Source organism: Flavobacterium sp. CFS9 (assembly GCF_041154745.1).
Classification (GTDB): Bacteria; Bacteroidota; Bacteroidia; order Flavobacteriales; family Flavobacteriaceae; genus Flavobacterium.
Window position 1 is genome coordinate 2,161,467 of sequence record NZ_AP031573.1, and the last position, 24,145, is coordinate 2,185,611.

General features: G+C 36.2%; 21 protein-coding genes. 8 read left to right on the forward strand and 13 right to left on the reverse strand.

Annotation, left to right across the window (positions count from 1 at the left end):
* Window positions 1-22: 22 nt before the first annotated feature.
* On the reverse strand, window positions 23-1,201 hold the full coding sequence (locus ACAM30_RS09500; RefSeq protein WP_017494656.1) for an acyl-CoA dehydrogenase family protein: 1,179 nt from the start codon (window positions 1,199-1,201) through the stop codon (window positions 23-25).
* Between the two features lie 164 nt (window positions 1,202-1,365).
* On the opposite strand from ACAM30_RS09500, the gene ACAM30_RS09505 reads away from it, so the two are divergent.
* The gene (locus tag ACAM30_RS09505; RefSeq protein WP_369618271.1) at window positions 1,366-3,108 is read left to right on the forward strand and encodes a helix-turn-helix domain-containing protein; all 1,743 of its coding nucleotides are present in this window, start codon (window positions 1,366-1,368) and stop codon (window positions 3,106-3,108) included.
* A gap of 19 nt (window positions 3,109-3,127) precedes the next feature.
* Here ACAM30_RS09505 and ACAM30_RS09510 read toward each other — a convergent pair whose 3' ends face one another.
* Genes ACAM30_RS09510 through ACAM30_RS09530 form a run of 5 tightly spaced genes read right to left on the reverse strand, consistent with a single transcriptional unit; the run spans window position 3,128 to window position 3,885 of the window.
* Entirely contained in the window at window positions 3,128-3,262 is a 135-nt protein-coding gene (locus ACAM30_RS09510) for a hypothetical protein (protein ID WP_017494658.1), read from the reverse strand.
* Window positions 3,259-3,402 carry an rSAM-modified peptide gene (locus ACAM30_RS09515; protein WP_369618272.1) on the reverse strand — a complete coding sequence of 48 codons (144 nt, stop codon included), beginning with the start codon at window positions 3,400-3,402 and terminating at the stop codon, window positions 3,259-3,261. Before ACAM30_RS09515 ends, ACAM30_RS09510 begins: the two co-directional genes overlap by 4 nt.
* A 20-nt stretch (window positions 3,403-3,422) precedes the next feature.
* A complete protein-coding gene (locus tag ACAM30_RS09520; RefSeq protein WP_369618273.1) occupies window positions 3,423-3,575 on the reverse strand; it encodes a TIGR04149 family rSAM-modified RiPP in 153 nt (50 codons plus the stop codon).
* 20 nt (window positions 3,576-3,595) lie between these two features.
* Window positions 3,596-3,748: a TIGR04149 family rSAM-modified RiPP gene (locus ACAM30_RS09525; protein ID WP_369618274.1), complete on the reverse strand. Its 153-nt coding sequence runs from the start codon at window positions 3,746-3,748 to the stop codon at window positions 3,596-3,598.
* A gap of 20 nt (window positions 3,749-3,768) precedes the next feature.
* The gene (locus ACAM30_RS09530; RefSeq protein ID WP_369618275.1) at window positions 3,769-3,885 is read right to left on the reverse strand and encodes an rSAM-modified peptide; all 117 of its coding nucleotides are present in this window, start codon (window positions 3,883-3,885) and stop codon (window positions 3,769-3,771) included.
* 280 nt (window positions 3,886-4,165) lie between these two features.
* Here ACAM30_RS09530 and ACAM30_RS09535 point away from each other — a divergent pair, with 280 nt between their 5' ends.
* From ACAM30_RS09535 to ACAM30_RS09545, 3 genes are all read left to right on the forward strand, one after another.
* Complete coding sequence (locus ACAM30_RS09535; RefSeq protein ID WP_369618276.1) at window positions 4,166-5,728, forward strand: vitamin K epoxide reductase family protein; 1,563 nt, start codon at window positions 4,166-4,168, stop codon at window positions 5,726-5,728.
* Between the two features lie 953 nt (window positions 5,729-6,681).
* Complete coding sequence (locus ACAM30_RS09540; protein ID WP_369618277.1) at window positions 6,682-8,874, forward strand: peptidase domain-containing ABC transporter; 2,193 nt, start codon at window positions 6,682-6,684, stop codon at window positions 8,872-8,874.
* Between the two features lie 3 nt (window positions 8,875-8,877).
* Window positions 8,878-10,170 carry an HlyD family secretion protein gene (locus ACAM30_RS09545; protein WP_369618278.1) on the forward strand — a complete coding sequence of 431 codons (1,293 nt, stop codon included), beginning with the start codon at window positions 8,878-8,880 and terminating at the stop codon, window positions 10,168-10,170.
* On the opposite strand, the gene ACAM30_RS09550 is transcribed toward ACAM30_RS09545, so the two are convergent.
* The 3 genes from ACAM30_RS09550 to ACAM30_RS09560 form a co-directional block, all read right to left on the reverse strand.
* Complete coding sequence (locus tag ACAM30_RS09550) at window positions 10,167-10,874, reverse strand: tRNA1(Val) (adenine(37)-N6)-methyltransferase (protein ID WP_369618279.1); 708 nt, start codon at window positions 10,872-10,874, stop codon at window positions 10,167-10,169. The genes ACAM30_RS09545 and ACAM30_RS09550 overlap by 4 nt on opposite strands.
* A 145-nt stretch (window positions 10,875-11,019) precedes the next feature.
* Window positions 11,020-11,544, reverse strand: coding sequence for a ribosome maturation factor RimM (gene rimM, locus ACAM30_RS09555; RefSeq protein WP_369618280.1), 525 nt, complete (start codon window positions 11,542-11,544; stop codon window positions 11,020-11,022).
* A gap of 15 nt (window positions 11,545-11,559) precedes the next feature.
* Window positions 11,560-12,126, reverse strand: a complete 567-nt coding sequence (locus tag ACAM30_RS09560) for a 30S ribosomal protein S16 (RefSeq protein ID WP_369618281.1) — start codon at window positions 12,124-12,126, stop codon at window positions 11,560-11,562.
* 198 nt (window positions 12,127-12,324) lie between these two features.
* On the opposite strand from ACAM30_RS09560, the gene ACAM30_RS09565 reads away from it, so the two are divergent.
* Window positions 12,325-12,807, forward strand: a complete 483-nt coding sequence (locus tag ACAM30_RS09565; protein ID WP_369618282.1) for a DUF6252 family protein — start codon at window positions 12,325-12,327, stop codon at window positions 12,805-12,807.
* Window positions 12,808-12,941: 134 nt separating this feature from the next.
* On the forward strand, window positions 12,942-13,277 hold the full coding sequence (locus ACAM30_RS09570) for an RNA recognition motif domain-containing protein (RefSeq protein WP_369618283.1): 336 nt from the start codon (window positions 12,942-12,944) through the stop codon (window positions 13,275-13,277).
* Between the two features lie 101 nt (window positions 13,278-13,378).
* Here the strand turns inward: ACAM30_RS09570 and leuB are convergent, their stop codons facing one another.
* The 4 genes from leuB to leuC all read right to left on the reverse strand — a co-directional run bounded on the left by leuB (window position 13,379) and on the right by leuC (window position 18,403).
* The gene (gene leuB, locus ACAM30_RS09575) at window positions 13,379-14,440 is read right to left on the reverse strand and encodes a 3-isopropylmalate dehydrogenase (RefSeq protein WP_369618284.1); all 1,062 of its coding nucleotides are present in this window, start codon (window positions 14,438-14,440) and stop codon (window positions 13,379-13,381) included.
* Between the two features lie 103 nt (window positions 14,441-14,543).
* A complete protein-coding gene (locus tag ACAM30_RS09580; RefSeq protein WP_369618285.1) occupies window positions 14,544-16,064 on the reverse strand; it encodes an alpha-isopropylmalate synthase regulatory domain-containing protein in 1,521 nt (506 codons plus the stop codon).
* Between the two features lie 192 nt (window positions 16,065-16,256).
* Window positions 16,257-16,853, reverse strand: coding sequence for a 3-isopropylmalate dehydratase small subunit (leuD, locus tag ACAM30_RS09585; RefSeq protein WP_369618286.1), 597 nt, complete (start codon window positions 16,851-16,853; stop codon window positions 16,257-16,259).
* Window positions 16,854-17,008: 155 nt separating this feature from the next.
* Complete coding sequence (gene leuC / locus ACAM30_RS09590) at window positions 17,009-18,403, reverse strand: 3-isopropylmalate dehydratase large subunit (RefSeq protein WP_369618287.1); 1,395 nt, start codon at window positions 18,401-18,403, stop codon at window positions 17,009-17,011.
* A gap of 604 nt (window positions 18,404-19,007) precedes the next feature.
* Between leuC and ACAM30_RS09595 the strand changes: the two genes are divergently transcribed.
* Both ACAM30_RS09595 and dnaE read left to right on the forward strand, forming a co-directional pair.
* The gene (locus tag ACAM30_RS09595; RefSeq protein WP_369618288.1) at window positions 19,008-19,427 is read left to right on the forward strand and encodes a DUF417 family protein; all 420 of its coding nucleotides are present in this window, start codon (window positions 19,008-19,010) and stop codon (window positions 19,425-19,427) included.
* 164 nt (window positions 19,428-19,591) lie between these two features.
* Window positions 19,592-24,121, forward strand: a complete 4,530-nt coding sequence (dnaE, locus tag ACAM30_RS09600) for a DNA polymerase III subunit alpha (protein WP_369618289.1) — start codon at window positions 19,592-19,594, stop codon at window positions 24,119-24,121.
* Window positions 24,122-24,145 lie beyond the last annotated feature (24 nt).

Genomic DNA, 24,145 nt, shown 5'->3' on the forward strand with positions numbered 1-24,145 from the left:
TATATATTTTAATAGTTGTTCATTATTTAAATGCTGGAATTCCAGTTACATCCATCCCCGTTATTAGTAAATGAATGTCGTGAGTTCCTTCATAAGTAATAACACTTTCCAGATTCATCATATGGCGCATGATCGAGTATTCGCCTGTAATACCCATTCCGCCCAACATTTGTCTGGCTTCGCGTGCAATATGTATGGCCATATCAACATTGTTGCGTTTCGCCATTGAGATTTGTGTGGTTGTAGCTCTTCCTTCGTTGCGTAAAACACCCAGACGCCAGGTTAATAACTGTGCTTTTGTGATTTCGGTAATCATTTCAGCTAGTTTTTTCTGTTGCAATTGCGTTCCTCCAATAGGTTTTCCAAATTGAATTCTTTCTTTAGAATAGCGTAAAGCAGTATCGTAGCAATCCATTGCAGCTCCGATAGCTCCCCAGGCAATTCCGTATCGTGCCGAATCTAAGCATCCAAGAGGTGCACCAAGACCGGATTTGTTAGGTAATAAGTTTTCTTTAGGAACTTTCACATTATCGAAGATTAATTCTCCCGTTGAGGAGGCACGCAAAGACCATTTATTATGTGTCTCAGGAGTGGTAAAGCCCTCCATTCCGCGCTCAACGATCAAACCGTGAATTCTTCCTTCCTCATTTTTTGCCCAAACGATTGCGATATCGGCAAAAGGAGCGTTAGAAATCCACATTTTGGCACCATTTAAAAGATAATGATCTCCCATATCTTTAAAATTAGTGATCATGCTTCCCGGGTCAGAACCGTGATCCGGTTCAGTCAAACCAAAGCATCCCATGAATTCTCCGGTAGCCAGTTTTGGTAAATATTTCATTCGCTGTTCTTCGTTTCCATATTTCCAGATCGGATACATTACCAAGGAAGACTGAACGGATGAAGTCGATCGAACACCGGAATCTCCGCGTTCTATCTCCTGCATAATTAAACCGTAAGAAATCTGATCCAGACCCGCACCTCCGTATTCTACCGGAATATACGGTCCGAAACCACCGATTTCGCCGAGTCCTTTTATAATTTGTGTAGGGAATGCTGCTTTTTGAGCATATTCTTCTATAATTGGGGAAACTTCTCTCTTGACCCAGGCTCGTGCCGATTCGCGAACTAGTTTGTGTTCGTCTGTCAATAAGTCATCTAAGTTATAGTAATCTGGTGCTTGAAATAGGTCTGGTTTCATTTTTGATAGTTTTATAATACAAATCTACGCAATAAAAATATAACAAAATGCTGTTAAATTGTTATATTTTTATAAATGGCAAAGAAGGAAAATAGTATAAACACGAATTAATTTTAGTTTATTGTGAATTTATAAGCTATTTTTGAGATTCAAAAACGAATTGAATGAGGCTGATCATCTCTTTTATACTCTTTTTTGTTGTAAATGTCGCTGTTTCTCAGGAGAAAAAGGATTTTACGGAACAAGAGTACTTAATATTACAAGACAAAATTCGACTAACGGCAAATGCTAATGTTGACAGTTCGATCGTATATGCTAATCAGCTGGCAAGATCTAATAACAATAAACATCTGGCTTTTGCAAATGCTGCATTGTCTTATTTGATTCAGTTAAAAGGAAATGCAGTAAAATCTAAGGAAAAATACCAGTTAGCATTAAATTACTTAGATAAAATGCCGGATGATAAAGAGAAAACTCAACTTCGGTCTTATTTGTATAATTATGCCGGATTATCAGAATGGAAAAGAGAGAATTACAGTGATGCGATCGAAAATTACCAACAAGGAATAAAACTTTCTATAAAGATTGGGGATATTATTCAAATTGTTAAGTTTAAGAGTAATATCGCGGCTATAAATGTTGCTGTAGGTAATTATCGATTAGCGATTAAGGATTTGCGGAGTCTCAATGATTTTGTGGATAAAAACCAGAGCGTTTATACCAAGCAGCAATATCTTAATAATAAGAGTAACATCAATCTTAGTTTAGCAGGATCATATGAAAGCTTTTATATGAAAGATCCTAAAAAGAAAGTTTTACTTGACTCTGCGGAGTATTTTTACCAAAAAACCATTAGCTATTCTCAAAATTTTCCGGACAATAAGATTGTAGCGAAATTAAGTTTAGGGAATATTTATGGTGAGCTGAAAGAATACAAAAATGCCGAAAAAACGTATTACGACATCATCTTTCTGGCCAATCAAAATAATATGCAGGAAATCTTATGTACTACTAATTATAATTTAGGAGACTTGTATTATAATACCAAGAAGTATGATAAGGCATTAGTGTTTTTTAAAAAATCAGATTCTATTGGTGAGTTAACTAAAACCAATCAGGTAGATCATCTGAAATCAAATTATTATCAGGCAAAGATTTATAACATACTAAAAGAGCCGGAACTGGCTTATAAACATTCAAAAATTTACCTTGACAATTACGAAAAATCAGAATCAAAATTAAATGATGAGATTCTGGAAGTAAATTATAAACTTGGTGTAGGAGATTTGACCAGTGAGATGGTTACCATTCAGGAGAAGTATAAGTACGACGTTTTTCTGAATAAAGCTTTGAAAGTCTTTTATGTTGTTTTATTTATAGGTATCGTATTCTTACTGATAAAAAACATACGGGATAAGAATAAAGCGCATAAAAAAATGAATGCTTTAATAGAAGAGTTTAAAGCTAATTTAGAGAAGAAAAACGAACCAGAACCAGAGATTGCTGTTCTGGAGTCTGAGGAGTTACAGCTTAAGAAAGAGAATGTCAATTTAAGTATTGATGAGGCAAAAGAGAATAAAATAGTAGAAAAATTGCTGGCTTTAGAGAGTAAACAGGAATTTTTGCATGCTGATTTTACTTTGCCTTATGTGGCTAAGAAAATAAAAACAAATACAACTTATTTGTCTTATGTGGTAAACAAACGATTTGGTAAGTCTTTTGGTGAATATTCGAATGAGTTGAAAATTAATTATGTTATTAATGAAATGATTACGAACCATATGTATCGTAAATATTCAACTCAGGCAATAGCAGAAAGTGTAGGTTTCAAAAATGCAGTGTCATTTGCTAAATCATTTCGCAAAAGAACTGGAGTGTCTCCAGCTCAGTTTGCGAATAATATCTAAAAAGTTTTTTAGATCTTTATTAAGGAATTTCGTCAGTACTTCCTTTCCCATTCCCTCTGGAAGGGTCACCGTCACCTCCGAAAATTGTTTGTTGCTCTTTTCTGGATAATTTTTCGTTCCCAAAATCTTCGAATTTTATTTTTTTAGTTTTCATTGTTGTAGGTTTATTAGTTGTGTAGATCCGTTGCCATTTCCTCTGTTACTATCGTTGTCACCTCCGTGAACCGATTTTTGTTCTTTTTTTGAAAGTGTATGGCTTGTAAAATCTTCGAAATTTAATTTTTTATTTTTCATTTTTAGTAGATCTTTAGCGATTAATTAGATCCTTTTCCATTTCCTCTACTTGGATCACCGGCAATTGTTTCGATGGGAGTACCAGGATCATCACCTCCGTGAACCGATTTTTGTTCTCTTTTTGAAAGTGTATTGCTTTTGAAATTTTCGAAGTTTAATTTTTTATTTTTCATGATTTGATTTTTTTAATTGATTAATTAGATCCTTTTCCATTTCCTCTACTCGGATCCCCTGTAATTGTTTCTATAGGATTATTAGAATCATCACCTCCGCGAACCGTTTTTTGTTCTTTTTTTGAAAGTGTATTGCTTTTGAAATTTTCGAAGTTTAATTTTTTATTTTTCATAATTTGATTTTTTTAAATGATTAATTAGACCCTTTTCCATTCCCTCTATTTGGATCACCAGGGGTACAAGGTTCGTCTCCTCCCTGAACAATTTTTTGCTCTTTTTTGGATAGTTTTTCAGATAGAAAATCTTCCATTTTTTGTGTTCGATTTGACATGTTTGTTTGATTTAGGATTATTGATATATCAAAACTATATAAAAAGGAAAACGCTTAATCGAGAATAGGGTTTTTGAGGGTTCTGATAAAATTTTTAAGCATTAAAATATTGATAATCAGATAATTATGATTTTATTCAGACTGATATAATTTATAAATTGTATGTAGTATAATTAATAAAATGTGTACTACTAGCGTTTTTTTCTCAACAAAAACAACAATCTTTGCAGTGTAATTATGATTTTAAAGACTCGAAAAGATGTTAAAACTTGTCCAAAAATTTCTACAAATAAACAAGTACTCGGAGATTAAAAATGAGTTTAAAGATTTGTTCCTTTCTCATCCAAATTATCCTAGTTTATTTGCGATAACAGATTCTCTGGATTTACTGTCTGTAGAGAATGCTGCGATAAGAGTTCCGAAAGAGCAAATAGTAGATTTGCCTTCAAATTTTTTGGCTTATTTCAAAGAAGAGTTAATATTAGTGGAAAAAGCAAAGAATTTTGTTCGAATCAATACAATGAAGAAAGGAAGTCAGAAAATGGCTTATGAAAAGTTTTTATTAGACTGGAATGGGGTTATAGTTGCAATTGAACCAAACAATGTTATAGCGAGAGAGAGAATAAAAGTTGAATTCAGCTGGTTAAAATATGGTTTGCCGCTCTTGTTGGTAGTTGGATTGTCATTTTTTTACAATACATACAATTTATTTAGCCTGGTTTTTTTAACAACATCAATTTTAGGATTCATTGTAAGTATTTTCATTGTTCAGGAAAAACTGGGATTTAAGAATAGTATCATTTCAAAACTTTGCAATTTTAGTTCTAATTCTTCCTGTAGCTCTGTAATCAATAATAAAGAAGGTAATGAAAGCAAATGGATTAGCTTTCCGGACTTACCACTAATGTTTTTTGGGGCCAGTTTGATTGCAATTCTGGTAAAACCACTGGAATCTTCGATTTTCATAGGTTTTTTAAGCTTATTAGCGATACCGGTTATTGTGTCTTCTATCTGGATTCAAAAATTTGAAATTCAAAGATGGTGTGTAATGTGTTTAATAGTGTCTGCTTTGATTTTTGTACAAAGTACTATATGGTTTGCGTCAGATTTGTTTACGTTGAGTTTTAGTTTTACCGAAATTTTTCCATTCTTGTTCTCATTGGCGCTTCTTGTTCCCATTTGGGCAGTTTTGAAAACAATTATAAAAAATATCTTAGGGACTGAAGGCTCACTTAAAGAGATGAAAAAGTTTAAAAGAAATTACTCTTTATTGAACTTCTTGTCTAAAAAAGTGCCTCATATAAATGGACTTGATGCTCTAAGAGGATTACATTTTGGAAATAGAAATGCGGCCGTTAAGTTATCAGTAATCATCAGCCCTAGTTGTGGACATTGTCATAAAACATTTCAGGAGGCATTTGATTTAGTGTTGAGATTTCCGGAAAAGATACATTTAAATGTGTTGTTTAATGTAAATCCTGAGAATGCCGAAAATCCATATAAAGCAGTAGTTGAAAGACTTTTAACAATAAACAGATCTACACCGGGAAAAACGGTTGAGGCTATTTCTGACTGGCATATCAAAAATATGAGTCTTAAAAAATGGTTGAAAAAATGGACTGTTGATTCTGTAAGCATGATGGTAACACAGGAAATCAACAAGCAATATGAATGGTGTTCTAAAAACGATTTTAATTACACACCAGTTAAGATTGTAAATGATAAAATTTTTCCGGCAGAATATGAACTAGGAGAGTTAAAATACTTCTTAAACGATTATATCGAAGAGAAAGAGGAAGTTATTTTGGAAAAAACAGCATAATAGCTAAAAATAGTTGCAACAGACAGAAGCTTCAGCTGTCTTAAAATGATTGAAGTAGGAGTTCAAAAAACAAAAACCTTTAGTTATGTTAAAAATCATTTTAAACTTAGAAGGTGCTCAAGAGCTAAGTGCATTCGAGCAAAAAGGCATGATAGGTGGGCAGCCAATTAATCCGCCTAAAAGATGTTGTGTTTGTCCGGGCAAAGGTTCGTCTACTCTTGTGACATGTGATTCGATTTGTTCGAACGGTACAATACCGGCAGTGCTTGAGGATTGTTTATAGTCTTATTTCTGTGAGAAGCATTTAATATAAGAAGGAGGTTAAATAAACCTGTGCATTTACAGAATGTTTCAGAGTTGAAGTACATAAGACAAGGTAAAATGACTTTGGTCGTTTTTGATATTAATTTTTTAGCGTTTTAATAGAAGTACGAAATAGCCTTTTTTAGAATTTAGTCATGTTTTTTTTAATTTGTAGGCGCTCGATCGTGGAACATTGAGCAAATTTCCCCACATTGATGATTGGTGTAGGGATTCTTAGGAAATTGGTCACTGAGTTGATTTTAATTGGTTAGGGTTAACCAGTGCCATGTCCTAAAGAAGTTGTATTTCTAATAGATATGTTTCTAAATACTCTAACAGAGAAGATTTGTTTCTTCTCTGTTTTTTTTTGGATTAATCCATCGCTTCTTGATCAAGTTAAGAAAGTCATTTATATTGTTTAATTGGTAAGGTGGTAAAGAATAGAAATAAGATCTTTACATGGTCTGGTAGACTTAAACTTGATATGAAAAATCCCTGTAAAATCTTTTTTTTAGGATCATTGTTGTTTTTTAACTATAAATCAGAAGGAAAAACAAATAATTGCGATTTTTTGGCGGATAAATATTATATTTTTGTAAGACAGATAATGCTAAGATTGTTTGTACATAAATGATTAACCCTAAATTAAATTGAAAAAATTTACCAATTATAAGCAGGCCGATTATAAAGATTGTGGGCCGACGTGTTTAAAAATAATAGCGAAACATTACGGCAAAACAATCAACATTCAGGAGTTGAGAGACATCAGTGAAACAACTCGTGAAGGAAGTAATTTGCTTTTTTTGAGTGATGCGGCCGAGAAAATTGGTTTTAGAACTTTAGGGGTGAAATTAAGTCTCGAACGATTAGAAGAGGCTCCGCTTCCTTGTGTTCTGCATTGGAACAAAAATCATTATGTAGTACTTTACAAAATTAAAAAAAATACCTACTATATTTCGGATCCTGCCTTTGGTCTGATCGAATACAACAAAGAGGATTTTATTAAATTCTGGATCGGAAACAATGCAGACGAATCTACTCAGGAAGGAATAGCATTATTGATTGAAGCGACTCCTAAATTCTTTCAATCTGATTTTGATAAAGAAGACAATCATGGACTCGGATTTGGGTTGTTGGCACAATATGTACTTCGGTACAGGTCGTTTCTATTACAGTTAAGTATAGGGTTACTGGCCAGTAGTTTATTACAGCTTATTTTTCCGTTTTTAACCCAAAGTATCGTAGATGTCGGGATTCAAAATCAGAACATTCATTTTATTTATCTGATTCTTTTTGCTCAATTGTTTCTTTTTGCGGGAAGGACAGGTTTGGAACTTATCAGAAGCTGGATTTTATTGCATCTTTCTACCCGAATAAACATTTCTCTTATTTCGGATTTCTTTATTAAACTGATGAACTTGCCCATTTCGTTTTTCGATGTGCGAATGACTGGTGATATTATGCAGCGTATTAATGACCATCGCAGAATTGAACGAATTTTGACAACATCATCTCTGAATGTCTTATTTTCTGTGATCAATATGTTTGTGATGGGAGGTGTTCTGGCTTATTTTAACCTGAAGATCTTTCTGGTGTTTTTTGCCGGTAGTCTGCTTTATTTTGGATGGATTACTTTGTTCTTAAAAAGAAGAGAGGTGCTCGATTACAAGCGTTTTGCAGAGGTTTCCAGTGAGCAAAACAAAGTAATGGAGCTTATCAACGGAATGCAGGAAATAAAGCTGCACAACGCCGAAAAACAAAAACGCTGGGGGTGGGAATACATACAGGCCAGACTTTTTAGAGTTTCGATAAAAGGCTTGGTTTTAGAACAAACACAAACTATCGGCTCTTCTGTAATCAATGAATTAAAAAATATCTTTATTATATTCCTATCGGCAAAACTGGTAATCGACGGCTCCATTACACTGGGGATGATGCTGGCGATTAGTTCGATAGTGGGGAGTTTAAACGGGCCAATTACGCAGCTTATAGAATTCGTAAGGGAACTTCAGGATGCAAAGATATCATTGGCCAGATTATCAGAAATTCATGAAAAAGAAGACGAAACACAGCAAGAAGTCTATCAGACGAGTGATGTCCCGTTTGATTCGGATATCGATATTAATAATCTTTCCTATAGGTATTTAGGTTCTGATATTCCTGTTTTGGAAGATCTGACATTGAAAATACCGGCCAATAAAGTTACGGCGATAGTAGGAGTCAGTGGAAGCGGTAAAACAACTTTAATGAAGCTCTTATTGAAATTCTATGAACCTGAAAAAGGGGAGATCAACATCGGAAATACACAATTGAAAAATATTTCGCAAAAAGCATGGAGATCTAATATCGGAGCTGTTATGCAGGAAGGGTTTATTTTTAGTGATACTATTGCTAACAATATTGCGATAGGAGTTGATAAAGTGGATAAAGAACGTTTGGTATATGCTGCTGATGTAGCCAATATAAAAGAATACATTTCAGGTTTACCATTAGGGTACAATACTAAAATTGGTGCCGAAGGACTTGGGATGAGTACCGGACAAAAACAACGTTTGTTAATTGCAAGAGCTGTATATAAAAATCCGGAAGTTTTGTTTTTTGATGAAGCTACATCGGCATTGGATGCGAATAATGAAAAAGAAATCATGCAAAAACTGGATATTTTCTTTAAAGACAAGACAGTTGTGGTTATTGCCCATCGCTTGAGTACCGTGATGAATGCCGATCAAATTGTGGTTTTAGACAAAGGGAAAATCATCGAAATTGGCAGTCATTCTGTTTTAGTAGAGCAAAAAGGGAATTATTTTGAACTGGTTAAGAATCAATTACAATTAGGAAATTAAAACATGGAAGAAGATACTACATTTGAACTAAGAAGTGAAGAAGTTCAGGATATTCTAACCAAAGTACCGCATTGGATGATTCGTTGGGGAACCGTTTTGATATTTGTCATTATTGTGATGCTTTTTTTCGTGTCCTGGTTTATCAAATATCCGGATGTTGTTACTACTCAAATTGTAATTACAACCAATATTCCTCCAGAGAAGATCGTTTCGAAATCATCGGGTCGTATTGAGGCAATTTTAGTAAAAGATAAATCGATCGTTTCGAAAAACAGCACACTTGCCGTCATTGAAAACACCGCTAATTTTAAAGATGTTTTTTTGTTGAAAAAGATCGTTGACGAATATAATATCAATGACCCTAAGAAAGCTTTTCCGTTCGATTTGTTGAAAAACACTCAGTTAGGAGAGATTGAAAGTGCTTTTGCTGTTTTTCAAAAGGATTATTTGGCCGAGCAGTTGAATAAAAACTTGCAGCCTTTTGAGGTAGAAAATCGGGCACAGGTTTCTGAAAAAGTTCAGATCAAAGACAGATTGGAAATTTTGCAGCAGCAAAAAGTGATTAATGAAAGTGAATTGCAGCTTCAGAAAAATGAAATGGCAAGATTTGAAACCTTATTCAATAAAGGAATCATTTCTGCACAGGAAATGGAAGCTAAAAAACTGGGATATCTTCAGGCGCAAAAAAATTACAGGAGCCTTTTGTCTTCCATTTCTCAGTTAAAGTCGGCTTTGATTACGAATACTAAATTAAGTCAAAACTCACAAATCAGCGGGACAAAAGAAGAAGTTACTTTAGGAAGAAATATGGCGCAGTCTTTTTATCAGCTTAAAAAAGTAATAAAAGACTGGGAGCTGGCATATGCTTTAAGATCTTCGGTAAGTGGAGTGGTTACTTTTTTACAGGTTTGGACGGAGAATCAAACTATTAATATTGGAGATAACGTCTTCTCGATTATTCCGGATACCAAAAATGGTTTTGTAGGTAAGGTAAAAGCACCGGCATTAAATTCGGGAAAAATTAAAGTAGGTCAGATGGTGAACATCAGATTGGCGAATTTTCCCGACAGAGAATTCGGAGTGCTAAGAGGAAAGATCCGAAATATCTCTTTAGTTCCGGATAAAGATGGAAATTTATTGCTGGATGTAGCGCTTCCAAACGGACTGGAAACGTCCTATAAAAAGCAAATTGTTTTTCAACAGGAAATGAAAGGAAGTGCTGAGATCGTAACCGAAGATTTGCGTTTAATCGAGAGAATCTTATATCAGTTTAAAAGTCTTTTTGAGCAAGTTTAGAATTTCAAATAAAAATCTTTAGTAAGCTCAATATACTCAGGAGTATAAACGTGTCGGTCAATTTCTATTGTTAATTCATCAATTTCAGGTTGTGCATTTTCATTTCGGCTAAAAGCCAAAAGACTGCGCTTTACAACAGATGTAGGGGTACCTTTTACGCGGGTAATTTTAATAGGGTATAATTCTGATTCTTTGGCTAAGGCAATAAATTTTTCTTCTTCTTTAAAAGGGAGAATGATGGCAAATATTCCATTTTCAGACAAAAGTAAATCAGCAGCTTCGACTAATTCTTCAAAAGGCATTGCATCCTGAAAGCGCGCTAAGTCACGTTGTTCGTTTTCGCTTTTATAATCTTCAGCATAAAAGGGTGGATTCGAAACAATCAGATCGTATTCGTCTTCCGGTTCTTCTATAAATTCATCCAAACCTGCATGAAAACAAAATAAACGGTCTCCCCAAGGCGAGTTTTCAAAATTTTCTACGGCTTGTTCATAAGCATCCTCATCAATTTCTAGAGCATCAATTTGTTCTGCATTTGTTCTTTGTGCCAGCATTAAAGCGATAATTCCGGTTCCGGCGCCAATGTCTAAAACACTAAACGGATTATGATTTATAGGTGCCCAGGCACCTAGTAAAACACCATCAGTACCCACCTTCATAGCGGTTTTGTCTTGTAGAACTGAAAATTGCTTGAATTGAAACATCTTGATTTGTGATTGAAGATTTATGATTTTTAATTTCAGATTGAATTAGGTAGTAATGATGGCAAGATTTTAAGTGTAAGAAAGAAGATTGAAAATCTAAAATCAGTCTAAAAATCCAACAATCTAAGTCAGTCTAACAATCTGCTTAGAGGTACATCTCCACCAAACCTTCAGGTAAATCCATGATAATCTTTTTGTTTTCGCGGTCGACTTTTACCAGAAAATGATCGATCATCGGAATTAACATTTCGACTTCGCCATTTAAAACTTCAAAAAGAGGTTGTGCTGTCGTATCGTTTACAGCAGCGATTTTTCCAAAAACACCTAAGCGCTGGTCTTCGATTTCAAAACCGATTACTTCGTGGAAATAAAATTTGTTGCCGGAAAGTTTTGGCAACATAGTTAAAGGAAGATAAATGGCATTGCCAACAAGGGCATCAGCATCTTCTTCTGTGTTTACATCTTCAAAACGAATTCTTAGGAAGTCGTTTTTGTGTAAAGAACTTGTTTCAATAAAAAAAGGAATCAAGTGTTTGTTGCATTCAACAAACACTGATTCCAGATTTTCGTATAACTCAGGTTCGTCCGTGTCTAAATAAGCCAGAACTTCACCTTTGAAACTAAATTTTTTGGCGATTTTACCTAAATAAAAACATTCTTCTTTACGCATTCCCGCCAGCTAAAATTATGCTTCAGTTGTTTCGTTATTCTCTTCAGTAGCAGTTTCTTCAGTTGAAGCTTCAACTTCAGCAACTTCTTCTGTAGCTTCAGCAGTAGTAGCAGCAGCAATTGCGTCAGCTTCAGCCTGAGCAGCAGCAGCTAAACGTTTTGCATTAACTTCTTGTTCCGCTTTTAAAGCTTTAGCTTTAACATCAGCTTGTGCTTTTGATAAACCATCTTTTTTAGCATCAACTTTTCCAGCTTTAGCTTCTAACCAAGCAGCTAATTTAGCGTCAGCTTGCTCTTGAGTTAAAGCTCCTTTACGGATACCTCCATCAAGGTGGTGTTTCAATAAAGCACCTTTGTAAGAAAGAATTGCTCTAGCAGTATCAGTTGGTTGAGCACCATTGTGTAACCATTTAACTGCGCTATCAAGGTTTAAGTCGATAGTTGCCGGGTTTGTGTTTGGATTGTAAGTACCGATTTTCTCTAAGTATTTACCATCTCTTTTTGAGCGTGCATCTGCAGCTACAACCCAGTAAAAAGGTTTTCCTTTTTTACCGTGTCTTTGTAATCTAATTTTTACTGACATAATCGTATGATTAAATTTTGAGGTACTCGACCCCTGTTAATTAAGGGCGCAAAGATATAATTTTTTTATGAATTATACGTTCGAAATCATATTAAATGCATTTCAGGTGTATTTCTGAAGCATTTATGTCCTTTTTAACGTCATTTTTTAAATTAATTATCTTAATTGAGGCTATTTTTGCCTCAAATTTATTGTGATATGAAAAAAATAATTTCTTTAGTATTGCTGCTTTTTATTGTTTCTGCTTGTTCTGAAGATATAAAATTTAATAATCCGGCCTTCCAAAGCTTAAAAGAAAATGTGTTTTGGCGCGCTACAACCTTTAATGCTTATAGTTCTGCGAGCGGAGGTATTGTTATTGAAGGTAATTTGGGATTTGAGAAAGTAGTTTTAAAAGTTCCGAATACAGGAGTGCAAACTTATGCCCTTGGGCGTGACAATATCTCGACTGCAAGTTATTCTAATACGCAGCCGTCGCAATCATCCAGTTTTTCTACAGGTACGGATAGAGGAGATGGACAAATTGTGATTACTGAGTTTAATACAGAGAATAAAACAATCTCAGGAACCTTTAAATTTAACGCCCTGAATGAGGATCAAAAAGATACTGAAAAGCCAAAAATTAGTTTTACCGAAGGTGTTTTTTACAAAATTCCAATTTCGGCAACATCTGGGAATTAGAAAAATAATTTGCCATAGTTTGGTTTTATTGATGTCTATTTTTTTAAATCAAAATAAAAACATAAATAAACTAATATATAGTAGATTAGAGAAAAATAAAACTACATTTGCTATATTATTATAAATAAGTATATATGAACATTTTTGTTGGAAGCCTTCCATTCAGTATTGAGGAAGCAGATTTAAGAGAGTCTTTCGAGGCTTACGGAGCAGTAGATTCAGTTAAAATTATTACTGATAAATTTACTGGAAGAAGCAAAGGATTTGGTTTCGTTGAGATGCCAAACGACAGCGAGGCTCAAAAAGCAATTGATGAATTGAACGGAGCTACTGTTCAAGGTCGTACAATTGTTGTTAATAAATCTGAGCCAAAACCTGAAAGCGAAAGAAGAAGTTTCAATAACAACCGTGGTGGTTACGGAAACAACCGTGGCGGGAATGACCGTGGCGGTAACAGAGGAGGATATTAATATTTTTTTCTAAATATATCAAAGGGACCAATTTTTATTGATCCCTTTTTTTTGTTTCAGGTTTCAACAACCTGAAACTTGAAACCTGAAACAAAAAATAATTATAAGTTAGCGACAAGCCAGTCTCCAACTTCGCTGGTTTTGTAGGCTTTAGCGTCTTTTGGAGCCAGATCCTCGGTAACAATTCCTTGCTCTAAGGATTGGTTTACAACAGCTCTAATTGCTTCTGCTTCGTCTTTTAACCCGAAAGCATCTTCAAACATCATGGCAGCTGATAAAATAGTAGCCAGCGGATTTGCGATATTCAATCCTGTTGCCTGAGGATAAGATCCGTGAATTGGTTCGTAAAGAGAAGTATGTTCTCCAACAGAAGCAGAAGGCATTAACCCCATAGAACCCGATATTACAGAAGCTTCATCAGTTAAAATATCTCCAAATAAATTCTCGGTAATAAGAACGTCATAAGAGTTAGGCCATTGCACCAATCGCATGGCAACGGCATCTACAAATTCGTAAGATACAGTAACTTCCGGATAGTCTTTTTCCATAGCTTGAACTGTTTCTCTCCATAAACGTGAAGTTTCCAAAACATTTGCCTTGTCAACACAGCATAATTTTTTACTGCGGGTCATGGCTAGTTCAAAGCCTTTTTTTGCCAGACGCTGCACTTCGGCTCTGGTATAAACGCAGTTGTCAAATGCGGTATCTCCATTGTCTTTTCTTCCTTTTTCGCCAAAGTAAATTCCTCCTGTCAATTCTCTTAAGAAAACCAGATCAGTACCTTCGATTCTTTCTCTTTTTAAAGGAGAATTATCAATCAAGGAGGGAAAAGTGAAAGTCGGACGTACATTCGCAAACAATCCTAATTTTTTACGCATGAGTAGTAAACCCTGTTCCGGACGTACCGGTGCGCTTGGATCATTATCATATTTTGGATGGCCAATTGCTCCAAATAGAACAGCATCGGCTTTCATACATATTTCGTGGGTTTCATCAGGATAAGGAACTCCAACGGCGTCAATTGCACATGCTCCGGTTAAGGCTGGAGTCCATGTTATTTCGTGATTGTATTTCTTTGCAATAGCATCAGATACTTTTACCGCTTCGTTTATTACCTCAGGACCAATTCCGTCTCCTGCTAAAAGGGCTATGTTTAATTTCATTCTATGTTTGTTATTTAAGGTTCTAAGATTTTGAGTCGCTAAGGTTCTAAGGTTTTGGGTTTAAGTCTTAGTTTCTTAGGGTCTTAGCAACTTAGGAGATTTTTTAGGTAACTATATTCAACATTTTTTGAGTGGCTATAATCGCTGCAACAGTCTGGTCAGAATCTAATCCTCTTGTTTTAAACTCTTTTCCATTGTTGACCCAGGTGATGATCGTTTCGCACAAAGCATCGGAGCTGCTTCCGGGAGGGATTCTTACAGCGTAATCAATTAATTTGGGAAGCGTTAGTTTTTTGTTTTTATAAATTTTAGATAAAGCATTCATAAAAGCGTCAAACTGACCGTCACCCTGTGCGTTTTCTTCGATAATTTCATCTCCGAATTTTAAGCATAAAGTTGTAGACGGACGCATTCCTTTTGAGTGAACTAATATATAGGATTCAATTTTTATCCTTTCTTCATACGTATGGCTGTCCAGAACATCAGAAATAATGTATGGAAGATCTTCTTTGGTTACCGTCTCTTTTTTGTCTCCCAGTTCGATGATTCTTTGTGTGACCAATTTCAAATCTTCCTGATTTAGTTTTAAACCTAATTCCTGAAGATTTTTTTCGATATTGGCTTTTCCGGAAGTTTTTCCTAAAGCATATTTTCGTTTTCTTCCAAAGCGCTCCGGAAGCAAATCATTAAAATACAGATTGTTTTTATTGTCTCCGTCGGCATGAATTCCGGCAGTTTGGGTGAAAACATTGTCTCCAACAATCGGTTTGTTGGCAGGAATTCTGTAGCCGGTAAAAGTTTCTACCAGTTTACTCACGGAGTACAAAGAAGTCTCCTTAATGTTAATGCTTACTTCAGGCAGGTAATCGTTTACTACGGCTACGGTACTTTCGAGTGGGGCATTTCCGGCGCGTTCTCCCATTCCGTTTACCGTCACATGAAGTCCGTTGATACCAGCTTTTATGGCTTCCATAACATTGGCAACGCTTAAGTCATAGTCGTTATGCGCATGGAAATCGAAATGAATTTTAGGATATCGGGCTCTGATTTTTGAAATAAACTCAAAAGTCAGAGACGGAATTAATACCCCTAAAGTATCCGGAAGTAAAATTCGTTTAACAGGCTGAGTGGATAGAAAATCCAGAAATTGAAAAACATAATCAGGAGAATTTCGCATTCCGTTGCTCCAGTCTTCCAGATAAACATTGGTTTCAATATCATTCTTCTGGGCCAAACTGATGATGTGTGCGATTTCGGAAAAGTGCTGTTCGGGTGTTTTTTTTAATTGATGAGTGAGATGGTTTAAGGAGCCTTTGGTCAACAGATTTTGAACTCTTGCGCCGGCTTTTTTCATCCATTCTATCGAAACGCCACCGTCTACAAAAGCAAGAACTTCAATACGATTGATGTATTCTTTTTCGGTTGCCCAGGTAGTGATGCCTTTTACGGCCTGAAATTCTCCTTCGCTTACACGTGCAGAGGCAATTTCGATTCGGTCAATATTTAATTCTTCCAACAGTAATTGTGCAATGGTTAGTTTTTCTGCAGCAGAAAATGATACTCCCGAGGTTTGTTCACCATCGCGGAGTGTTGTATCCATTATTTCAATTTTTCTTTTTTCCATATTGATGATCTATAATTCTGATGCAATTTGACGCGGGTTTCCGTCTTAGTCAAAAAATAAAATCAGTTTTTTTCAGCGTTTTTGCGTTAGCAAATCTGTTTTATCCGCGTTCTGTATTTTTTTTTATTTAATTTAGAAAGACCCGACAAGCTTTGAAACCTGTCGGGTCTAATATCCTGCATGAGATTTCTTTTAGTAAGGAAGTTTGTCAGCAAAAGCTACAATGTCTTCTTTAATATTTTGTAAATAATCAATGTCGTCAAAGCCATTAATCATGTTGTTCTTTTTGTATCCGTTGATGGCAAATGATTCTTGCTGACCTGTCGCCAATAAAGTAATCGTTTGATTCGGTAAATTGATTTCCAGTTCTGTTTTAGGATCAGCTTCGATGGCTTTAAAAATGGTTTCTGCGAATTCAGGGCTCACCTGAACCGGAAGAACTCCGATATTCAGGCAGTTTCCTTTGAAAATGTCAGCAAAGAAGCTTGAAACTACAGCTCTGAAACCGTAATCGTAAACCGCCCAGGCAGCATGTTCTCTCGAAGATCCTGAACCAAAATTTTTTCCTCCAACGAGAATTTTTCCACTATAAGTTGAATCGTTTAAAACGAAATCAGTTTTTGGAGTGTTGTCTCCGTTATATCTCCAGTCTCTAAACAAATTGTCTCCAAAACCTTCGCGTGTAGTTGCTTTTAGAAAACGAGCCGGAATAATCTGATCGGTGTCCACGTTTTCGATTGGCAGTGGCACTGCACTGCTGGTAAGTATATTAAATTTATCGTATGCCATTTTTTGGAATTTTAGATTTTAGATTTTAGATTTTAGATTTTCTTCTGAAAACGTAAAATGGATAATCTAAAATGTTTTGTATTAAATGATGTGAATTAATTTTATTCGAAGAGATTTAGATCAGCAATCTGAAATCTAAAATCTTCAATCTGAAATTAGAATAATTCTCTCGGGTCTGTTAGTTTTCCGGTAACAGCAGCTGCGGCAGCCATAATCGGACTTGCTAATAATGTTCTTGAACCGGGACCCTGACGACCTTCAAAATTTCTGTTGGAGGTGCTTACTGCATACTTTCCGGCAGGAACTTTGTCATCGTTCATGGCTAAACAGGCAGAGCAGCCCGGCTGACGTAATACAAAACCAGCATCTGTAAGAATGTCTAAAATACCTTCTTCTTTAATTTGAGCTTCAACAACATGTGAGCCGGGAACTAGCCAGGCTGTTACATTATCCGCTTTTTTTCTTCCTTTAACAATCTCCGCAAAAGCCCTGAAATCTTCAATACGTCCGTTGGTACAGCTTCCTAAGAAAACGTAGTCAATTGGTTTTCCGATCATTACGTCGTCTTCCTTAAAGCCCATGTAGGCAAGAGATTTTTTATACGTTTCCTCACCGCCTTCAACCTGATTGGCGTTCGGAATATGTTTTGAGATACCAATTCCCATTCCCGGGTTAGTACCATAAGTAATCATTGGTTCAATATCTGAGGCGTTGAAGTTCAATTCGGCGTCAAAAACAGCATCAGAATCTGTTTTCAGGGTTTTCCAATAGGCGATTGCTTTATCCCATGCTTCTCCTTTTGGAGCAAATAATTTTCCTTCAAGGAAATCAAAAGTAGTCTGATCCGGAGCGATCATCCCTCCTCGGGCACCCATTTCAATACTTAGGTTACAAACCGTCATACGGCCTTCCATAGTCATATTTTCGAAAACATCTCCGGCATATTCAACAAAATAACCGGTTCCGCCTGAAGTAGTTAACTGAGCAATAATATAAAGAGCAACGTCTTTTGGACCAACTCCTTTGCTTAACTGGCCGTTTACATTGATACGCATTTTCTTTGGTTTTGGCTGCATGATACATTGCGTAGAAAGTACCATTTCAACCTCAGAAGTTCCGATACCAAAAGCAATCGCTCCAAAAGCACCGTGCGTAGAGGTGTGTGAATCACCACAAACAATAGTAGCACCCGGCAAAGTAATTCCGTTTTCAGGACCTACCACGTGTACAATTCCATTTTTAATGTGTCCCAGTCCCCAGTGCGAAATCCCATATTCATTGGCATTGTCTTCAAGAGCTTTCAGCTGATTGGCAGAGAGAGCGTCTTGTACAGGCAGGTGTTGATTAATAGTTGGAGTATTGTGATCTGCAGTTGCAAAAGTACGCTCCGGATATAAAACGGAAACGCCTCTGGCTTTTAATCCTAAAAAAGCAACGGGACTTGTAACTTCGTGAATAAAATGGCGGTCAATAAAAAACACATCTGGTCCATCTTCAATTTTACGCACTACATGTGAATCCCATACTTTGTCAAATAATGTCTTACTCATTGTTTTGTTTTTTTAATTGTAATTTCTATAACCACAGCAATTTCTGCTTATATATAATAGGAAAGCAAAATTAAAAAAAGCTAAAAAGTGGTCAATTTCAATATTTCATTATATACGATACCCAAACTAAAAATACGAATTGCAATTGGCTTTTGAAAAATCTGTTTTTGACCGAAAAAAGAATGGCAGATAAATATTGTTTTTCTTCTCGAAGTCAATTTCCGGAGAGTAGCTTTGAAATTTAGCAGTTGATGAATTTGCCTTGAAATTACTATGAAATACAGGTTTTAGGTTTGAAAAATGTAACAAAATCAACAAAAAAGGCGATTTTTATTGATTTTAAATTCTTTTTTAAGTTTCTGGAATCTCAGATAAAAACAGTTTTTAAGCCTACTTTGACTCATGGAGAAGGAATAGGTTTTTGTGTTTTTTTAATGGAAATAATACGACATCCAAGAAGCGTATTTTTTTCTTTTTTAGAATGAAATTAAATGAAGAAGTAGAGGATTGCTCGTGAAGAAATTAACAGATAATGACGGGTATCCGACATTTGCTTTTAAAAGCGAGTGCTAATTTTGAACATTCTAATTTTAAAAATAATGTTATGAATTTAAATGAATTTGCATACAAACTGGGAGTTTTGGGAACTGTAATTATTTTGCTTTGGGTAGGGCTTTTTAAGTTTACAGCAGTTGAAGCCGGGGCTATAAAAGAATTGGTTGAAAATCATTTTGCTATGGGTTGGATGTACAAAGTAATGTCGGTTCAACAGGTTTCAAATCTTATTGGGATTTTTGAAGTGTTAACGGGGATTGGTTTGCTGGCTTCTTTGTTTTTAAAAAGAATTGGTTTTTATGCGGGCTTTGCATCAGCGGTTATATTTGTGACAACATTGAGTTTTTTGGTGACCACTCCGGGTGTTTTTAAAATGGTTGAGGGATTTCCGGTAACTGATTTTTTTATTTTAAAAGACATTCCTTACTTGGCCATTTCACTGATGGTTTTTGTAAATGGTAAAGAATAAAAATATTAACCGGGTGAATAAAACCCGTGTTATTTCTCTAAAAAAAAGACTAAATTTGAACTTCCTCAATTTTGTATCGCAATTTTCCTTATGGTTCATGTAATCAGTTGTTTATGTGGTGCGAAACTTAGAATTTGGAATTTTAAATTTGTCTTTTTATACCTATGTACTTAATATTCGATACCGAAACTACCGGATTACCAAAACGATGGGATGCTCCGATAACCGATTCTGATAACTGGCCTCGCTGTATTCAGATCGCATGGCAGCTTCATGATGAAATGGGACAGCTCATAGAGCATCAGGATTATCTGGTTAAGCCCGATGGATTTAATATTCCGTACGATGCCGAACGTATTCACGGAATTTCGACAGAATTGGCCGATGCCGATGGAATCACTTTGGCTGAGGTTTTGGAGAAATTCAATATTGCTTTAAGTAAAACCAAGTTTATTGTTGGTCAGAACTTAGGTTTTGACGTTAATATTATGGGAGCAGAATTCCATAGAATGGGAGTAGATTCGCCTATGGGGTCGATGCCTGTTCTGGATACCTGTACCGAAGTTACCGCTTCATTATTACAGCTTCCGGGAGGACGTGGAGGTAAATTTAAATTGCCAACCTTAACGGAGTTGCATAGTTACCTTTTCAACAAGCCTTTCGCAGAAGCGCACAACGCAACTGCCGACGTTGAGGCAACCACGCGTTGTTTTCTGGAGTTAATCAGAAGAGAGGTTTTTACTAAAGAAGAGCTGGACGTTCCTAAGGATTATTTCAAAGAATTTCAGGAAAGAAATCCGCAGGAATTTCCGTTAATTGGTTTAAAACACATCAACTTAAAAGCGGCTTCTGATAAAATCAGAGAACAATTAAAAGCTTTAGCTGGAGATGACGGGCAAAATGTAGTTTCAGAAGAAGATAAAGCGGATTTTAAAGCTGCAAAATTTGCACATTTACACAATCATACACAGTTTTCGGTACTTCAATCTACTATCGGAATTGGAAATATTGTTTCGGCTGCAGCCAAAAACGGAATGCCGGCCGTTGCTATGACCGATACCGGAAACATGATGGGGGCTTTTCATTTTGTGAGTGCCGTTATGAACCATAATAAAGCAGCTTCAGGAAAAAATAAAGCCTTGGTTGAAGCTGGAGAAGAACCGACTGAAACCGAAGTAAAACCAATTGTAGGCTGTGAATTTAATATCTGTGAAAATCACTTAGACAAAAGCAAAAAAGATAATGGTTACCAAGTTGTTTTACTGGCTAAAAATAAAGCAGGTTATCACAATTTGGCCAAAATGGCTTCGATTGCCTATACGGATGGTTTTTATTATGTTCCGAGAATTGACCGCACCATTGTTGAACAATACAAAGGTGATATCATGGTTTTGTCCGGGAATTTATACGGAGAAATTCCGAGTAAAATCCTGAACATTGGTGAGAATCAAGCCGAAGAAGCTTTGATTTGGTGGGCGGCACAATTTGGTGAAGATTTCTACCTGGAAGTAATGCGCCACAATCAGGAAGATGAAAATCGTGTCAACAAAACCCTTATTGAGTTTTCGAAAAAACACAATGTAAAGTTAATTGCAACCAATAACACCTATTATTTAAATAAAGAAGACGCGAATGCACACGATATTTTACTTTGCGTAAAAGACGGTGAAAAGCAGGCAACACCTATCGGACGTGGTCGCGGTTACCGCTACGGACTTCCAAATCAGGAATACTATTTCAAATCGCAAGACGAGATGAAAAAGCTCTTTGCCGATTTGCCGGAAGCCATTATCAATATTCAGGAAATTATTGATAAGGTTGAAGGATATTCGCTTTATCGCGATGTATTACTTCCTAAATTCGAAATTCCTGACGAATTTATGGTTCCCGAAGATGAAGAAGATGGCGGTGTTCGTGGAGAAAATAAATACCTGCGATACCTTACTATGGAAGGTGCCAAAAGAAGGTATGGTGAAATTACCGAATCGATTCAGGAGCGTTTGGATTTTGAATTAATGACGATTTCGAATTCAGGATATCCGGGTTATTTCCTGATTGTACAGGATTTCATTGCTGAGGCCAGAAAAATGGACGTATCGGTAGGTCCCGGCCGTGGATCTGCTGCCGGTTCTGCGGTAGCATATTGTCTCGGAATTACGAACATTGATCCTATTAAATACGATTTACTTTTTGAGCGTTTCCTAAACCCTGACCGTGTATCGATGCCCGATATTGATATCGACTTTGATGACGAGGGTCGTGGACGTGTAATGGATTATGTAATCAACAAATACGGTCAAAAACAGGTGGCACAGATTATTACCTATGGTAAAATGGCAACCAAATCGGCGATTCGTGATACGGCGCGTGTACTGGATTTACCATTATTTGAAGCCGACAGGATTGCAAAACTGATTCCGGGAATGATGCCTTCAAAATGGAATTTGGCGCGTTTTATTTCTGAGAGTGAAGATGAGGTTAAAAAAGCACTTCGTTCAGACGAATTTGATAATGTAAAAGAGTTAATCGCCATTGCTAATGAAGATGATTTGGCGGGAGAAACCATTCAGCAGGCAAAAATCCTTGAGGGATCGATGCGTAATACCGGTATTCACGCCTGTGGGGTAATCATTACACCATCGGATATTACGAATTACGTTCCTGTTACCACCGCAAAAGATTCGGATTTATATGTAACTCAGTTTGATAACTCGGTCGCAGAAAGTGCTGGATTGCTGAAAATGGACTTCTTGGGTCTGAAGACCCTTACACTGATAAAAGATACCGTAAAACTGGTAAAATACAGAACGAATATTGATCTGGATCCTGATACTTTTCCAATCGATGACGAAGAAACGTATGCACTTTTCCAAAGAGGTGAAACTGTTGGAATCTTCCAATACGAGTCGCCTGGGATGCAGAAATATATGAAAGATCTGAAGCCAACAGTTTTTGGAGATTTGATTGCCATGAACGCCTTGTATCGACCGGGACCTTTGGAGTATATTCCGTCTTTCGTTCGAAGAAAAAACGGTGACGAGGAAATCAAATACGATTTAGATGCCTGTGCCGAATATTTATCAGAAACCTACGGAATTACGGTTTACCAGGAGCAGGTAATGCTTTTGTCTCAGTCTTTGGCAGGATTTACAAAGGGTGAGGCCGACGTTTTGCGTAAAGCGATGGGTAAGAAACAAAAAGACGTACTGGATAAAATGAAGCCGAAGTTTGTCGAACAAGCAGCGCAAAAAGGCCATGATGCGAAGATTCTGGAGAAAATCTGGAAAGATTGGGAAGCGTTTGCGAGTTACGCCTTCAACAAATCACACTCGACCTGTTATGCCTGGATTGCTTACCAAACGGCTTATTTGAAAGCGCATTATCCTGCAGAATATATGGCTGCGGTACTTTCGAATAACATGAACGATATCAAACAAGTATCGTTTTTTATGGAAGAATGTAAACGTATGGGCTTACAGGTTTTGGGGCCAGATGTAAATGAATCGTACTATAAATTTACTGTAAATGATGATTATGCCGTTCGTTTTGGAATGGGAGCGATTAAAGGAGTAGGTTCCGGAGCCGTAGAGACAATTGTGGAAAATAGAAAAGACGGAAGATACAAATCGATTTTTGACCTGGCGAAACGAATTGATTTGCGTGCAGCCAACAAAAAAGCGATTGAAAACCTGGCGTTGGCAGGTGGTTTCGATTCCTTTGAAGGAACAACCAGAGCACAGTATTTTCATGATGACGGAGATGGAATTACTTTTTATGAAAAAGCGATGCGTTACGGATCGAAGTTTCAGGAAAATGAAAATTCATCACAGGTAAGTTTGTTCGGAGAAACCAGCGAAGTACAGATTGCTGAACCTGTCGTACCTCCTTGTGAAGACTGGAGTACCATGGAAAAACTGGCGAAGGAAAAAGAAGTAGTTGGAATTTATATTTCAGGACATCCTTTAGACGATTTCAGATTTGAGATGAAATACTTCTGCAATAACAAATTGGAATCCTTGAAAAGTATGAACGAGTTTGTGGGTAAAAATCTGAATTTTGCAGGAATCATAAATAATGTTCAGCACCGTGTGGCTAAAAATGGAAAAGGCTGGGCAGTTTTTAACTTAGAGGGTTATGATGAAAGTTACGAGTTCAAGATTTTTGGGGAAGAATATTTAAAATTCCGCCATTTTCTAATTCAGAATAATTTTGCTTTCATCAAAATACTAATAAAAGACGGCTGGGTAAATCATGACACCGGTAAGAAATCCGATCCAAGAATGCAATTTGTCGAAATAAGACAATTACAGGATATTTTGGAGGCTTTTGCCAAAAAGCTGATTTTATTATTAAACATAAAAGATCTTCAGGCAGATTTTATTCATAGACTAAGTCATTTGTTTAGCGAGAATAAAGGAGACAATTCGGTGACTTTTGAGATCATGGAATTGGAAAAAGTAAAGAGATTGGTGGAGGTCGAAACACCGAAAGATTTTGAAGAAACTACTTTTGAAGAAGAAAATGACAGGGAAGATGACGGAATGGAAGAAACCAAGATTCAGGAAGTAAATGAAGTTGAGGAAATTAAGGTCGTAAACAAATTAACGATGCCAAGCCGCAGGTTAAAAGTGAAAATTTCAACAGACTTATTGATAGAATTGGAAAAAATGCAGGTGAATTTTAAGCTAAATTAGATTTTAACAGTTAAAATTTAAAAG